Below are 12,729 nucleotides of genomic sequence, written 5' to 3'. Positions count from 1 at the left end.
ATGGTCGCGATTCATTATTTCGCGGCTGCCCGAGCGGCCCGGGGCCAGGCCCTTGAGACCGTGGAGCCGGTTCATGCAGGGGTCGGGACGCTCGGTGAGCTCGTGGACTGGTTAGGCCGCGAGCACACGCAGCATAGAGCCTCGGACATGACCCTCGCCGAGGTCTTTCCTCGCTGCTCGTTCTTGGTGGACGGGCGGCGGGCAAGCCACGAGGCGTCTTTGGACGGCGTCGAGCGGATCGACATCATGCCGCCTTTCGCCGGAGGTTAGCCCATGGTCACTGTGCACCATCCAGATTTCCTGGCGCTCGTTCTGGCCGGCGGACGCTCGTCGCGTCTGCACGCGTCGTCACCGGCGTCCTCCCCCGACAAGCCGTTGCTGAAGAACGGCGATCGCACACTGTTGTCCGCAGTCCTTTCGGAATTGGAAGAGCACACGAGCGCGGGACCATCCGAGTCCGTCGTCGTCGGGCCGGACGATTTGCCGGTCCCCCTGGCCTCCGGAGTGGTGCGGGAAGACCCGCCGTTCTCGGGTCCGGCCGCAGCCATTCGTACGGGTCTCCGAGCACTTGCCGAACGCGGTCATGTCAACGCCCGCGGCACGTGGGTTTTTCTGGTCGCATCCGACATGCCTCGTTCCGGCCCCGGGCTCCAGGCCCTTGCCCGGGCCGTCGAGGCCGGTCCGGAGGAAGCCTCGGCCTACATCGGGTCCGACAATGGCCGCTTGCAGCCGCTCTTATCAGTTGTTCTCCTCGAGGCTGCGTTGAAAGTCTTCGACGGAACGCCGGCCGACGCTTCGGTCATGTCCCGTTTGAAGCGCCTGGATCCCGTCGCGGTGGAGATTCCCGACGGGTCGAGCGCCGACGTCGACACGTGGGAAGACGCCGTGGCTCACGGTTTCACGGCCATGAGCAAAGGGAGCGACCGATGAAACGCGATTGGTTCGACGTGCGCGAAGCCTTGCATGGACTCGCCGGTGACATCGGTCGGTCCGTGGACAGGCCAGAGGACGTCCGTCTCGAGGACGCTTTGGGTTCCACGACGTCCAGAGCCGTTGCGAGCCCTATACCTGTGCCGCACTTCGATTCCTCGGCCATGGACGGGTTCGCCGTGGCTGGTCCGGGACCGTGGCGCCTGACCTCGGACCCCGTCCGTTCTTCGGGCGAACGCAACATCCACCGTCGCACCGGACAGATCGAGGCCGGAGAGGCCTGGCCGGTTCTGACCGGTTCCGTGCTGCCCGAAGGGACCGAGGGGGTGGTCCGCGCCGAGCACACCGAGACCCTTGGGTCGACCGTGCGTTGCCTCCCGGGACATCCCTACATTCCCGATCGGGACATGCGGCGCCGCGGCGAGGAGATGGACCGGGGCACCGAGCTGGTCGCGGAAGGAACCGTGCTCGGCCCCCGACACCTCGCTCTGCTCGCGGCCTGCGGCATCGACATCGTCTCTGCGCACCGGCCCATGACAGTCAGCATGGCCTTCACCGGCAACGAAGTTATCCCCTCCGGAGTCCCGCAGGCCGGAGAAGTTCGTGACGCCTTTTCCGCCCAGTTTCCGCACCTGTTGCGGGGTTGGGGAGCGAACGTCACCGAACGAACGAGGCTCCACGACGACCGCGGCGTCATCCGCGAATGGATCTCCTGGGCGAGCGGTGACCTCGTGATCCTCACGGGAGGTTCGGGCTCCTCACCCCAGGATTTCGTGCGTCAGATCCTCGAGGAGATGTGCACTGATCTCGTCGCTACGTCGATAGCCGTCCGCCCCGGGCACCCGACGATCGTCGGCCGCCTGCCCGGCGACCGGATCGTTCTGGGACTGCCGGGGAATCCCCTCGCTGCGCACGCCTCGCTCTACAGTCTTGCACCGGTCGCTCTCGCCGGATTCCTGGGACGGGATATGCCGAGCCTTCGACCCGCCGTTCTCGGCCGCGACCTGCCACCTTCGCGCAGGGGAAGCACGAGCCTCGTTCCGTGCACGCTCAACGGCAACGTCGTTCGTCCCTGCCCAGGCACGCAAGCCCACATGCTCTCGGGCCTTGCCATAGCCGACGTCCTGGCTGTCGTGCCGCCGGACGGAGTCACGGAGGGGCAGTCCGTCCCTTGCCTGCTCTTGGATTGATGTCCCCGGCTGAGAGGCTGTCTCGGCGTCCTGGCACAATCCCGGATACTGCTGACGCAGACCTAACGGATCATTGCCTCCGTATGGCCTCGCTGGTGGCAAAGAGGGCCTTCCAGTATTCTCCCGTTTGTCCAGCATGGCTATGCTGATCACGCTGTTCAGAATATCGACATGATCCACGTCCGGATAGCGGATGCCGACGACGTTCACGACGTGTGCTGCATCGCTCATGTCGTCCTCCATATCGATCGATGACCCGCCGGATCCTCATTCCAGGATTCGCAGTTGAAGCGCAGATACATCGGCAACCTACGACGGGAAGGGCGCGCTATACCCGGGGCCAGCCAACTCCTTTGCCTCTGACACATCCCCCTATCAATTTAAAAAGAAGAAGGCTCCCCCACCAGACGGTGGGAGAGCCTTCTACCAAAGAAATTCCGGAAGGAATTACTTGAGGGTGACGGTAGCGCCTGCGCCCTCGAGCTGCTCCTTGGCCTTGTCGGCGTCTTCCTTAGAAGCGCCTTCGAGAACCGGCTTGGGAGCGCCGTCGACCAGGTCCTTGGCTTCCTTGAGGCCGAGGGAGGTCAGGGCACGAACTTCCTTGATAACTGCGATCTTCTTGTCGCCGGCCGACTCGAGAACGACGTCGAACTCGGTCTGCTCTTCAGCAGCATCGGCACCAGCGTCGCCACCGGCGGCCGGAGCAGCAGCAACGGCGGCGGGAGCAGCAGCGGTGACGTCGAAGGTCTCCTCGAAGGCCTTGACGAAGTCGGACAGCTCGATCAGGGAGAGCTCCTTGAAAGCCTCAATGAGTTCTTCGGTGGTCAACTTAGCCATGTGTTTGGCTCCTTCTTATGTCTTGTTGCAGAGGTTTCCTGCAACGGATCTTGGATTCTCCTGCTCCCCAGGCTGAGGTGCAGGGCCAACGGATTCCCGTTGATGACGTCCGGGGACGTCTTAGGCAGCGGATTCTCCACCCTGCTCCTCGACCTTCGCGCGCAGAGCCTCTGCGGTACGAACGGTCTTGGACAGCGGTGCCTGGAACAGCGCAGCGGCCTTGGACAGGGTGCCCTTTGCGGCACCGGCGACCTTGGCCAGCAGCACCTCGCGAGATTCAAGATCCGCAAGCTTCTTGATGTCAGCTTCATCGAGAGTCTTACCCTCAAAGTAACCACTCTTGATGACCAGCTGGGGGTTGTCCTTGGCGAAGTCACGCAGGCTCTTGGTCGCTTCAACCGGTTCCCCGGTGATGAAAGCGATAGCGGTGGGGCCATTCAGGTCATCGAAGTTCAAGCCTTCGATGCCGGCTTCCTTGGCCGCGATGGCGGTCAGCGTGTTCTTCACCACGGCATATTCAGCGTTCTCACCGAGTGAACGACGAAGCTCTTTGAGCTTGGCCACGGTGAGACCACGATACTCAGTCAAAACAGCAGCGTCCGAGTTGGAGAAAAGCTCCCTCAACTCCGATACAGCGGCCGCCTTTTCCGGTGTCGCCATGGTACTCCTTCCGGTCTGATTGCCGGGCGCCCATGAGCTCACAAAAAATGCCCCGCACAGATGGCGGGGCACAGCGAAACCTCAACATGCATCTGAATGCACGGAGTCCAGTTGTGTCACGTTCACCTGCGCTGGCGGTTCCTTGGGAGAACTCTTATGGCGGATAAACACACCCGAGGGGCGTGCAAAACCTACGACCGGCGGTCTTTGGTACCTCAAGTAAACCACACGCCCGCCGAGCGAGCCACCCCGTGTCGTTGATTGCGATACACCTCACTCCATCCGCAGCCCACCGCGGTTGCTAGCCGATACGTCGCCCCGTGCCTTTCTCGAATTCGTGCACGTGTTCCGGATGAACGCGCAACCGTGCGGCATCCCCGGCCTGGGGCGGTGCGCCTACCCGGCCTTCCACCCCGGAAGGCACCAAGGCCCGCAACGGGCCGAGATTGGGTTCAACGGGGTCGAAGTCGACCAACGTGGCTTCCCCCAAGAATGACGACGTCGCGACCGTGCCGTGGAAGCTCAAGCCGCGGTCCGACGGAGGATCAGTCTTTTCGAGATGATCGGCGTCCTTGACCACGACGCAGTTCTCGGGTCTGAACCCCCGGATGACCTCCCCTTCTCCGGCAACGAAGTTCATCGGATAGCTCCCTAAGAAACCGGCGACGAAATGAGTCGCGGGGCGGCGCCAGATCTCGTGGGGCGTACCGACCTGTTCCAGACGGCCCTCGTTCAAGATCGCGACAGTGTCCCCCAGGGCGAATGCCTCTTCAACCTGATGCGTTACGTAGAGCATCGTCAGCCCAGTCTTGCGCTGAATTTCTCGGAGGTCTTCCCGGATTTCGCGAGCCAGTGATTGGTCGAGATGGGCCAGTGGCTCGTCGAAGAGGTACAGCCCCACATCACGTACGAGCGCACGGGCGATTCCAACCCGCTGTTTCTGCCCTCCGGACAATTCATGGATGCGCCTCGGGCCCAGGTCCGGGATGTGCATCATGTCCAGGACTGCCTGGGCCGCTTCACGCTGTCCCCGTGAGTCCCTGCGAACCCTCGAGCCACCCGCTGATTTCAGGCGAAGGGGGAACAGGATGTTTTCCATGACGGTCAGGTGCGGGTACAGGGGCGTGTCCTGAAACGCGACCGACGCGTCTCCCAGACGAACGGAGGTGCCGTTGAGCGTCACCGCTCCAGAAGTAGGAGTTTCGAGGCCCGCCGCGACCCGCAACATCGTGGTCTTCCCTCCACCCGAAGGGCCCAAGACCGTCATGAGCGTGCCCGACTCTAGCGTCAGGTCGAGGGACCTGAGGACCTTGGCCCGCCCGAAAGACTTCGTCACGCCCTCAAAGACCAGACTCATGGCGGTTGCCCTCCCTCGATGCAAAAACGATCATGCCAGTTTAGCCCTCAGAAGGCGGGCAGTGAACGCGCATGGCCCCGCACCGTCGCTCAGGACGGCACGGGGCCATGTGTTCACTGAGATCTTGAACGATCGGTCAGATCGCGCGAGATCACAGACAAGAGAATTTACTTCTCCGCCGCGGAAGGATCCACGGGGACGCCGGGGCCGAAAGTAGTGGCCACGGTCATCTTGGAAATGTAACGACCCTTGGAGGAGGAGGGCTTCAAACGAACGATCTCTTCGAGCGCCGCACGGAAGTTCTCTTCGAGCTTCGCAGCGTCGAAGGAGGACTTGCCGATGATGAAGTGAAGATTGGCGTTACGGTCGACACGGAAGTCGATCTTGCCACCCTTGATGTCTCCCACGGCCTTGACGACGTCCATCGTGACGGTGCCGGTCTTCGGGTTGGGCATCAGGTTACGAGGACCCAGAACCTTGCCGAGACGACCGACCTTGCCCATCATGTCCGGGGTTGCCACGGCGGCGTCGAAGTCGACCCAGCCGTCGGCAACCTTCGCGATGAGCTCGTCGGAACCGACGTAGTCCGCGCCGGCTTCTTCGGCCGCTGCGGCCTTGTCCCCCTGGGCGAAGACGACGACGCGGGCGGTCTTGCCGGTGCCGTTGGGAAGGTTCACGGTGCCGCGAACCATCTGGTCTGCCTTGCGGGGATCGACCGAAAGGCGCATTGCAACCTCAACGGTTGCATCGGCCTTCGAGGAGTTGATCTCCTGCGCGAGGGCGATCGCATCGGTGATGCCGTACAGCTTGTCCTGATCGATCTTCGCTGCGGCTGCCTGGTACGCTTTGCTGCGCTTTGCCATCTGCTTATTTCTCCTTGTGCAGTTGTGGTCTATCGGACCGCGCTGGGCCCTGCCACCGACCCGTTCTAGGACGGGCCTCCCGCGTCCGGCGCGGGCTGAATGAATTATTGAAGAACTGTCGATTTATCCCGGAGGATTATTCGACGGTGATGCCCATCGAACGGGCGGTGCCGGCGACGATCTTGGACGCTGCGTCCATGTCGTTGGCGTTGAGGTCGGGCATCTTGGTCTCGGCGATCTCGCGGACTTGGTCCATGCTGATCTTGCCGACCTTGTTGGTGTGCGGAACACCAGATCCCTTGGCAACGCCTGCGGCCTTCTTGATGAGTTCGGCGGCCGGAGGAGTCTTGGTGACGAAGGTGAACGAGCGATCCTCGTAGACAGTGATCTCCACGGGGATCACGTTGCCGCGCATGGATTCGGTTGCGGCGTTGTACGCCTTGCAGAATTCCATGATGTTGACGCCGTGCTGACCGAGCGCGGGGCCGACCGGAGGTGCCGGGTTAGCGGCGCCTGCCTGGATCTGCAGCTTGATAAGGCCTGAGACCTTTTTCTTGGGAGCCAATTGAGGTCCTTTTCTTGAATGGGGCTTACCGACGCACAGGAGCGTACGACGGCGGTGGGTCGCCGTGGCGCGGCGACCTCACGTGCGCACGCCAAAGCGAACGAGCACACGCGATCACAAGTCTAGCCCCGAATGCGAAGGTTTCTCCACTTGACGGGACCAAACTCACTCCGGTAAACGCAAATGCGCGGTCTGCCGTTGACAGGCAACACCGCGCATTGCGATACGGGTCGAATGGAATCAGATCTTGGTGACCTGGTTGAAGCTCAAGGTCACGGGGGTCTCGCGCTCGAACAGCGATACAAGAACCACGAGCTGTTGAGCTTCGGGCTTGATTTCGGAGATTGTGGCCGGAAGAGTTTCGAACGGCCCCTCCTTGACGATGACGGATTCCCCGACTTCGAAACCCACGTTGAGCTGGGGCGCAACCTCTGCGGGGATCGGCTCCCCGGCTTCCTTGGCCGCCTCGGCCTGCTCGGCCTCGAAAACGGGAGCCAGCATGTCGACAACTTCGTCCAGACGGAGAGGAACTGGGTTGTAGGCGTCCTGTCCCACGAATCCGGTCACGCCCGGCGTGTGGCGGACGACGCCCCAGGACTCGTCCGTGAGGTTCATGCGCACCAGGACATAGCCGGGAATGCGAACACGCCTCACGGTCTTGCGCTGGCCGTTCTTGATCTCGACGACTTCTTCCATGGGCACCTGGATCTCGAAGAGGTCGTCTTCCATGTTCATGGACTGGGCACGGGTCTGCAGGTTGGTTTTGACCCGGTTCTCGTACCCGGCGTAGGTGTGAATCACGTACCAGTCGCCCTCTTGGCGGCGGAGTTTGGACCGGAATTCCTGCATCGGGTCGACGTCGGCATCCCCCTCAGAGGCTTCGGAGACCTGCTCGACGGTGTCGTCGAAGTTGGCGGACGCATCTTCGGAATTCTCTGAATCCTCTTGGGCAGCAGAGACCAGGGTGGACTCGGTCTGCTCGAAGCCGGATTGGCTGGACTGCTCCGCGGCGTCGGCCTGCTCTGCCTGCTCGGGAGAGGTCTCCTCGACCTGGTTCTCCGCGGCGGAGTTCTCGAGTTCCTGCTCGGACACTGCGTTTCCTGCTTTCTTGGGGGTGTTCTCACCTGCGCGACCGAGCGCTCGGTCACGCGGCGGGTTCGTCTGAAATCTCAGTCTAGCCTTGGGCGCCCGTGGGCTTCTGACCGAAGCTACCATCGCCGAAGAGCCAGAAGGCTCCTTGGCCGAACAGGTAGTCGAGGCCGAAGATCAACAACAGCATGAAAGCGACGAACACCAGGACGATGATGACGTAGTTCAGGAGTTCGCGCTTGGTGGGGCTGACGACCTTTTTCAGCTCAGCAATGACTTGTTTGAAGAAGAGAAAAATACGTCCGAAGAAGCCGCGCTTCTCGGTGCTGGCATCTTCCTCGGCGGCTCCCGCAGCGGCAGCTCTAGCCATTCGGTACCGCCCCTTTCGTTCGTTATGGCTTGGACGTTATGCAACGCTCTCGACTATATGCCACGAATTGGGTCTTCGTGAGGGGATGATAATGCAGGGCAGACAGGACTCGAACCTGCAACCTGCGGTTTTGGAGACCGCTGCGCTACCAATTGCGCCACTGCCCTTCGGCGGAAAACCACCATTCGCCTTCAGGTACGCATGTGCCGCACGGGCATACGCAATCCTCGGTGGCGAGCACCGAACGTCAACTTTAGCGGCTTTGGCCAAGCACCGCAATTTATGAATTCGCATTCGCCTCACTCCCTGCTCGCCGGCCTCGGAACCTTCGAGGCTCTCCGGCAGGAAACTTTCCACAAGAACCACTCCGGGCGTGTTTCCTGGACGGCACGACGCATAGGATTGTCCGTAGCACCGACGCGCCGCGCAAGCCGGTGCGGCTATCCGGAACCGTCTTCGACGAAAGTGAGCACCATGCCGTCCCACGAACGCATCTCCGCGCGCATTGCAGCCATAGCCCCATCCGCCACTCTGGCCGTGGACTCGAAGGCCAAGGCACTCAAGGCCGAGGGACGGCCCGTGATCGGCTTCGGGGCGGGCGAGCCAGATTTTGCGACCCCCAGCCCCATTGTGAATGCGGCCCGCGAGGCTTTGAACGACCCCGCAAACTTCCGTTACACGCCGGCCGCGGGCCTTCCGGAATTGCGCAAAGCCATCGCGGAGAAGACCTTGAGAGACTCGAAGTACTCGGTGGATCCGTCCCAGGTGATCGTGACCAATGGCGGGAAACAAGCCGTGTACGAGGCCTTCGCTGCCGTGATCGAGGAGGGCGACGATGTCCTGTTGCCAGCCCCCTACTGGACCACGTACCCCGAGGCGATCCGCTTGGCCGGCGGCAATCCCGTCGAGGTCTTCGCTGGCTCCGAGCAGGAATACAAGGTAACGGTCGACCAGCTCGAGGCAGCGTATTCTGACCGCACCAAAGCCCTCATCTTCGTATCTCCGTCCAATCCCACGGGCGCCGTGTACAGCCCGGAAGAAACCACGGCGATTGGACGTTGGGCCGCCGAAAAGGGGATCTTCGTCATCGCGGACGAAATCTACGAGCACCTGACGTACGATCAGACGCCCTTCACCTCGATCGCGACGGCGGCACCCGAGTTGGGTGAGAACGTCATCGTCCTCAATGGAGTAGCCAAGACGTACGCTATGACCGGCTGGCGTGTGGGATGGATGATCGGCCCGGCCGACGTCATCAAGGCTGCTTCGAATCTCCAGTCCCATCTGACGTCCAACGTGAACAACATTGCCCAGAGGGCCGCATTGGCCGCGATCACCCAACCGATGGATACCGTCGAGGAGATGAAAGAGGCTTTCGACCGACGGCGCCAGAGCATCGTCAAGGGCCTCAACGCGATCAATGGAATCACATGCCCCACCCCTAAGGGCGCTTTCTACGCTTACCCTGATGTCACGGGCCTCATCGGAAGCACCATTGCGGGCAAGAAGATCAATTCTTCCACCGATCTCGCCGAGGTCATTCTCGAGGAAGCCGAGGTTGCCGTGGTTCCGGGCGAGGCGTTCGGCCCCTCGGGGTACCTTCGCCTCTCGTATGCACTGGCGGACTCCGACCTCGAGGAGGGCGTGACCCGCATCCAGAAGCTGCTCGCGGGCGCACAGCGCTGAGTGCCCTCGTCGCGACTGCGGAACGGACAGACTCGAGCCTCTTGCCCGGAAAAACAACATAAAACAACATAGCCATAAACAGACCGCCCCGATGACCCACATATATCGGGGCGGTCTAGGCATTTCTTGTGCGTTGGATATCCACAAATTCCCAACTGTTCGCTACACTGAAAGCAGACACTTTGGTTGGCTCGTAGCGAGGAGACCCCATGAAAATCGGACTTCTGACAAGCGGTGGCGATTGCCCCGGACTCAATGCCGTGATTCGAGGTGCGGTGCTCAACGGCGTCAAAACCTACGACGACGAATTCGTGGGTTTCCGGGACGGCTGGAGAGGTGTGGTCGAGGGCGACATTATGGATCTGCCGCGCACGCGAGTCCGCGGATTGGCCCGCACCGGCGGAACTATCTTGGGTACGTCACGGACCAATCCTTTCGACGGACCCAACGGTGGCCCGGACAAGATTTCCATCATGCTCGAGCGCAATGCGATCGACGCGATCGTCGCGATCGGCGGCGAGGGGACTTTGGCAGGCGCGAAACGTTTGGCCGATGCCGGGCTTCCCGTCGTCGGGGTGCCCAAAACCATCGACAATGACCTCAGCGCAACGGATTACACCTTCGGTTTCGACACGGCCGTCTCCATCGCAACGGATGCCATGGACCGACTTCGCACAACCGGGGAGTCTCACCACAGGTGCATGGTCGCGGAGGTCATGGGCCGACACGTTGGCTGGATCGCGTTGCATTCCGGGATGTCGGCGGGCGCCCACGCCGTGCTCATCCCGGAACAGAAGGTGCCCATGACGCAAGTAGCGGACTGGGTGCGCGAGGTTCATGAGCGAGGCCGTTCACCGCTCGTCGTCGTCGCCGAAGGCTTCATTCCCGAAGGATTCGACGAAGTCGTGCATGAAAAAGGCCTCGAGAAGGACGGCCGTCCCCGATTGGGTGGGATCGGCGAGTACGTCACGCACGAGATCGAGCGTATGACCGGCATCGAAGCTCGCAATACGACGCTGGGGCATATCCAGCGGGGCGGCGCCCCCACCGGATTCGACCGCGTCTTGGCCACCCGCATGGGTATGGCGGTCGTTGACCTGGTGCACGACAAAGAATGGGGCAAAATGGTTGCCCTGCACAGCACGGACATCAACCGCGTTGACTTCGCCGAGGCCCTCAGCGGTCTCAAATCTGTTCCCCAGAACCGCTGGGACGAAGCAAAGGTCCTCTTCGGTCGCTGATTCGTCATCAAAAAAGACACCAAGCGCCGCACCCTCAAGGGTGCGGCGCTTGATTTTTTGTTCCTAGGAAAGTCCTCCTGCCGGAGAACTGCGGGGCACGGCCGGCTAATCAGCGCAGAAAATCGTTTCGATTGCGTCGCCCGACCGCTTGCCCGGCATCGGGACTGACCACAACGGTCTGCGCGGCTGCGTACTCGACCGACACGGGTTCGGCCTCCCGATCAGGCGATTCCCCGGGCGCGACGTGGGAGGACGTGTCACGGACGATCAGCCGGCAATCCGGGTCCACGCTCCGCTTGACGACGGCCAGAGCGATCGGACCCGACTCATGGTGCAGGGCCACGCTCGTGACCCGACCGACAGAGCGCCTACCGCCTTCCACGAAGATCTCCGAGCCTCGGACAGGAAGCGTGTGTTCGGAACCGTCCAGATCCAAGAACACGAGGCGGCGAGGAGGATGGCCCAGGTTGTGGACCCGAGCGATCGTCTCCTGGCCTTTGTAGCAGCCCTTCGACATGTGCACCGCCGTTCGCATGAGATCAAGCTCATGCGGAATCGTGCGTTCGTCCACCTCGGTCGCGAAACGGGGGCGCCAAGCTTCGATGCGCAATGCTTCCAGGGCCCAGATGCCGACCCACTCGACGTCGAGAGAAGCCAAGTCGCCGCGGGGTATCAAGGTCTCCCAATAGCTCCATGACTGACCGGGATGATTCTCGGCCTCCGCATAGGAGGTGCCGCCCGGGCCTACCCTGGGCCACGGGTCCTCCCAGACCGGAGCGTCTGAGGCGATTCCCGACCTGCCTCGAATATCCGATGTCGAGCCGATCACCGCGAAGTCGTCCGTCTCGTCGGAGACCTCTACACGAAGCATGAACCGCATCGAATCGAGGAAACCCACAAGGCCTTCTTGCTGTCCCGCCTCGACGATCAGCCAGACCTTTTCCGGGCCGACCACCACATGGGGCTGGTATTCAATGCGTCCTTGCGCCGAGAGAAGGGTGGTCTCGGTGCTCGCTCCAGCCGGCAATCCATCGATGACCTGGGATGAAAGAGTCGTGAGCCAGCTGGCTCGGTCCTCGCCCGCGACTGAAACCACTCCCCGATGGGACAGGTCGACAACGACCGGGCGCTCCCCCGAAGACCGTTCGAGCCAACGTTGCTCCCTCGTGGGGTCTCCGTAGTGGGCGGCGACGCCGTCGTCGCAACCCGCGGCTTCGACCGCGCCGTGCACCTTCAGCACCGGTGATGAGTAATTGGTCATGAGACCTCCGTCTTGCGAAGTCGAGCCGAAGCATGCGAACCCATTTTCTGCCCAGCCGCAGCCATGTCCCATGCCCACATCAACTCCCCGTTGACGAGGCCGAACATGCGCGACGCCGCAGTGTATTCCTTGGCATTCGCTCCGCGCATCACGGCATCGGTCGCCATTTGGACGCGGGGCCCCTCGATGGCTCCGACATACAATTCGCTGACCCCGCCCGGGTGATTGATAGTTGCCAGAATGTCGAAGCCCTGGTCCGCGTTGCGGAGCTTCTCGACGTCGGCAGCAGTCGACAGGGCGGGCTCTTCCGCACCAGGAAGCAGGCCCGGGCCTAAGTCCTTCTCTCCCAGCTTGCGATCCAGCTGCCAGAACCCGGTCTCCACTGTGATGGGGCGAGTTCTGTTTCCCTCGTCGTCCAGAAGATAGGACTCAGCCCTGTACTCGAGATAAGGCAGGCCACTATGGCTGAAGTCGACGATCTGGCCGAATTGGCGTTCCTCGGCGTCGGCGTAACCCAGCACGCCCACTCCCTCCCAATGGCCGAGGAGCCAGGCGAAAGGGACGAGTTCGGGGGTTAGATCCGTGGGGATTTCAATAGGCATGAGTCCATCTTAAACGCCAAAAGCCCGAGCATCCATGCCCGGGCTACTGACGATAAATGTTGCTTTACTTCTGGCCCC

General features: G+C 62.0%; 14 protein-coding genes and 1 tRNA gene. 5 read left to right on the top strand and 10 right to left on the bottom strand.

Annotation, left to right across the window (positions count from 1 at the left end):
* Genes EWR20_RS04165 through EWR20_RS04155 form a run of 3 tightly spaced genes read left to right on the top strand, consistent with a single transcriptional unit; the run spans nt 1 to nt 2,120 of the window.
* A complete protein-coding gene (locus tag EWR20_RS04165; protein WP_129359264.1) occupies nt 1-270 on the top strand; it encodes a MoaD/ThiS family protein in 270 nt (89 codons plus the stop codon).
* Nucleotides 271-273: 3 nt separating this feature from the next.
* Nucleotides 274-930, top strand: coding sequence for a molybdenum cofactor guanylyltransferase (mobA, locus tag EWR20_RS04160; RefSeq protein ID WP_129359262.1), 657 nt, complete (start codon nt 274-276; stop codon nt 928-930).
* Nucleotides 927-2,120 carry a molybdopterin molybdotransferase MoeA gene (locus tag EWR20_RS04155; RefSeq protein WP_129359260.1) on the top strand — a complete coding sequence of 398 codons (1,194 nt, stop codon included), beginning with the start codon at nt 927-929 and terminating at the stop codon, nt 2,118-2,120. Before mobA ends, EWR20_RS04155 begins: the two co-directional genes overlap by 4 nt.
* 447 nt (nt 2,121-2,567) lie before the next feature.
* Here EWR20_RS04155 and rplL read toward each other — a convergent pair whose 3' ends face one another.
* The 8 genes from rplL to EWR20_RS04115 form a co-directional block, all read right to left on the bottom strand.
* Nucleotides 2,568-2,957, bottom strand: a complete 390-nt coding sequence (gene rplL / locus EWR20_RS04150; protein ID WP_129359258.1) for a 50S ribosomal protein L7/L12 — start codon at nt 2,955-2,957, stop codon at nt 2,568-2,570.
* A 120-nt stretch (nt 2,958-3,077) separates the two neighbouring features.
* Nucleotides 3,078-3,617, bottom strand: coding sequence for a 50S ribosomal protein L10 (gene rplJ, locus EWR20_RS04145; RefSeq protein WP_129359256.1), 540 nt, complete (start codon nt 3,615-3,617; stop codon nt 3,078-3,080).
* Between the two features lie 301 nt (nt 3,618-3,918).
* The gene (locus EWR20_RS04140) at nt 3,919-4,974 is read right to left on the bottom strand and encodes an ABC transporter ATP-binding protein (RefSeq protein WP_129359254.1); all 1,056 of its coding nucleotides are present in this window, start codon (nt 4,972-4,974) and stop codon (nt 3,919-3,921) included.
* A gap of 167 nt (nt 4,975-5,141) precedes the next feature.
* Nucleotides 5,142-5,837, bottom strand: coding sequence for a 50S ribosomal protein L1 (rplA, locus tag EWR20_RS04135; RefSeq protein WP_129359252.1), 696 nt, complete (start codon nt 5,835-5,837; stop codon nt 5,142-5,144).
* A gap of 136 nt (nt 5,838-5,973) precedes the next feature.
* On the bottom strand, nt 5,974-6,402 hold the full coding sequence (gene rplK, locus EWR20_RS04130; protein ID WP_129359250.1) for a 50S ribosomal protein L11: 429 nt from the start codon (nt 6,400-6,402) through the stop codon (nt 5,974-5,976).
* Nucleotides 6,403-6,642: 240 nt separating this feature from the next.
* A complete protein-coding gene (nusG, locus tag EWR20_RS04125; RefSeq protein WP_238147555.1) occupies nt 6,643-7,494 on the bottom strand; it encodes a transcription termination/antitermination protein NusG in 852 nt (283 codons plus the stop codon).
* Between the two features lie 82 nt (nt 7,495-7,576).
* The gene (secE, locus tag EWR20_RS04120) at nt 7,577-7,861 is read right to left on the bottom strand and encodes a preprotein translocase subunit SecE (RefSeq protein WP_129359245.1); all 285 of its coding nucleotides are present in this window, start codon (nt 7,859-7,861) and stop codon (nt 7,577-7,579) included.
* A gap of 94 nt (nt 7,862-7,955) precedes the next feature.
* Nucleotides 7,956-8,028 (bottom strand) — tRNA-Trp (locus EWR20_RS04115).
* Nucleotides 8,029-8,335: 307 nt separating this feature from the next.
* On the opposite strand from EWR20_RS04115, the gene EWR20_RS04110 reads away from it, so the two are divergent.
* Nucleotides 8,336-9,547: a pyridoxal phosphate-dependent aminotransferase gene (locus EWR20_RS04110; RefSeq protein WP_129359437.1), complete on the top strand. Its 1,212-nt coding sequence runs from the start codon at nt 8,336-8,338 to the stop codon at nt 9,545-9,547.
* A 209-nt stretch (nt 9,548-9,756) separates the two neighbouring features.
* The gene (locus tag EWR20_RS04105; RefSeq protein WP_129359243.1) at nt 9,757-10,788 is read left to right on the top strand and encodes a 6-phosphofructokinase; all 1,032 of its coding nucleotides are present in this window, start codon (nt 9,757-9,759) and stop codon (nt 10,786-10,788) included.
* 109 nt (nt 10,789-10,897) lie between these two features.
* Here the strand turns inward: EWR20_RS04105 and ygfZ are convergent, their stop codons facing one another.
* Nucleotides 10,898-12,049, bottom strand: coding sequence for a CAF17-like 4Fe-4S cluster assembly/insertion protein YgfZ (ygfZ, locus tag EWR20_RS04100; RefSeq protein WP_129359241.1), 1,152 nt, complete (start codon nt 12,047-12,049; stop codon nt 10,898-10,900).
* On the bottom strand, nt 12,046-12,651 hold the full coding sequence (locus tag EWR20_RS04095) for a nitrobindin family protein (protein WP_129359239.1): 606 nt from the start codon (nt 12,649-12,651) through the stop codon (nt 12,046-12,048). The genes ygfZ and EWR20_RS04095 overlap by 4 nt, the downstream gene beginning before the upstream one ends.
* Nucleotides 12,652-12,729: the final 78 nt, after the last annotated feature.

This window comes from Rothia uropygioeca, assembly GCF_004136585.1.
Classification (GTDB): Bacteria; Actinomycetota; Actinomycetes; order Actinomycetales; family Micrococcaceae; genus Rothia.
This window is presented reverse-complemented; position numbering and strand designations above follow the sequence as displayed.

What these genes read in the sequence shown, in the direction of transcription:
- EWR20_RS04095 (WP_129359239.1), bottom strand. Translation starts at nt 12,651, where the DNA reads ATGCCTATTGAAATCCCCACGGATCTAACCCCCGAACTCGTCCCTTTC.
- EWR20_RS04165 (WP_129359264.1), top strand. Translation starts at nt 1, where the DNA reads ATGGTCGCGATTCATTATTTCGCGGCTGCCCGAGCGGCCCGGGGCCAG.
- rplA (WP_129359252.1), bottom strand. Translation starts at nt 5,837, where the DNA reads ATGGCAAAGCGCAGCAAAGCGTACCAGGCAGCCGCAGCGAAGATCGAT.
- mobA (WP_129359262.1), top strand. Translation starts at nt 274, where the DNA reads ATGGTCACTGTGCACCATCCAGATTTCCTGGCGCTCGTTCTGGCCGGC.
- rplL (WP_129359258.1), bottom strand. Translation starts at nt 2,957, where the DNA reads ATGGCTAAGTTGACCACCGAAGAACTCATTGAGGCTTTCAAGGAGCTC.
- EWR20_RS04110 (WP_129359437.1), top strand. Translation starts at nt 8,336, where the DNA reads ATGCCGTCCCACGAACGCATCTCCGCGCGCATTGCAGCCATAGCCCCA.
- rplJ (WP_129359256.1), bottom strand. Translation starts at nt 3,617, where the DNA reads ATGGCGACACCGGAAAAGGCGGCCGCTGTATCGGAGTTGAGGGAGCTT.
- EWR20_RS04105 (WP_129359243.1), top strand. Translation starts at nt 9,757, where the DNA reads ATGAAAATCGGACTTCTGACAAGCGGTGGCGATTGCCCCGGACTCAAT.
- EWR20_RS04140 (WP_129359254.1), bottom strand. Translation starts at nt 4,974, where the DNA reads ATGAGTCTGGTCTTTGAGGGCGTGACGAAGTCTTTCGGGCGGGCCAAG.
- EWR20_RS04155 (WP_129359260.1), top strand. Translation starts at nt 927, where the DNA reads ATGAAACGCGATTGGTTCGACGTGCGCGAAGCCTTGCATGGACTCGCC.
- ygfZ (WP_129359241.1), bottom strand. Translation starts at nt 12,049, where the DNA reads ATGACCAATTACTCATCACCGGTGCTGAAGGTGCACGGCGCGGTCGAA.
- secE (WP_129359245.1), bottom strand. Translation starts at nt 7,861, where the DNA reads ATGGCTAGAGCTGCCGCTGCGGGAGCCGCCGAGGAAGATGCCAGCACC.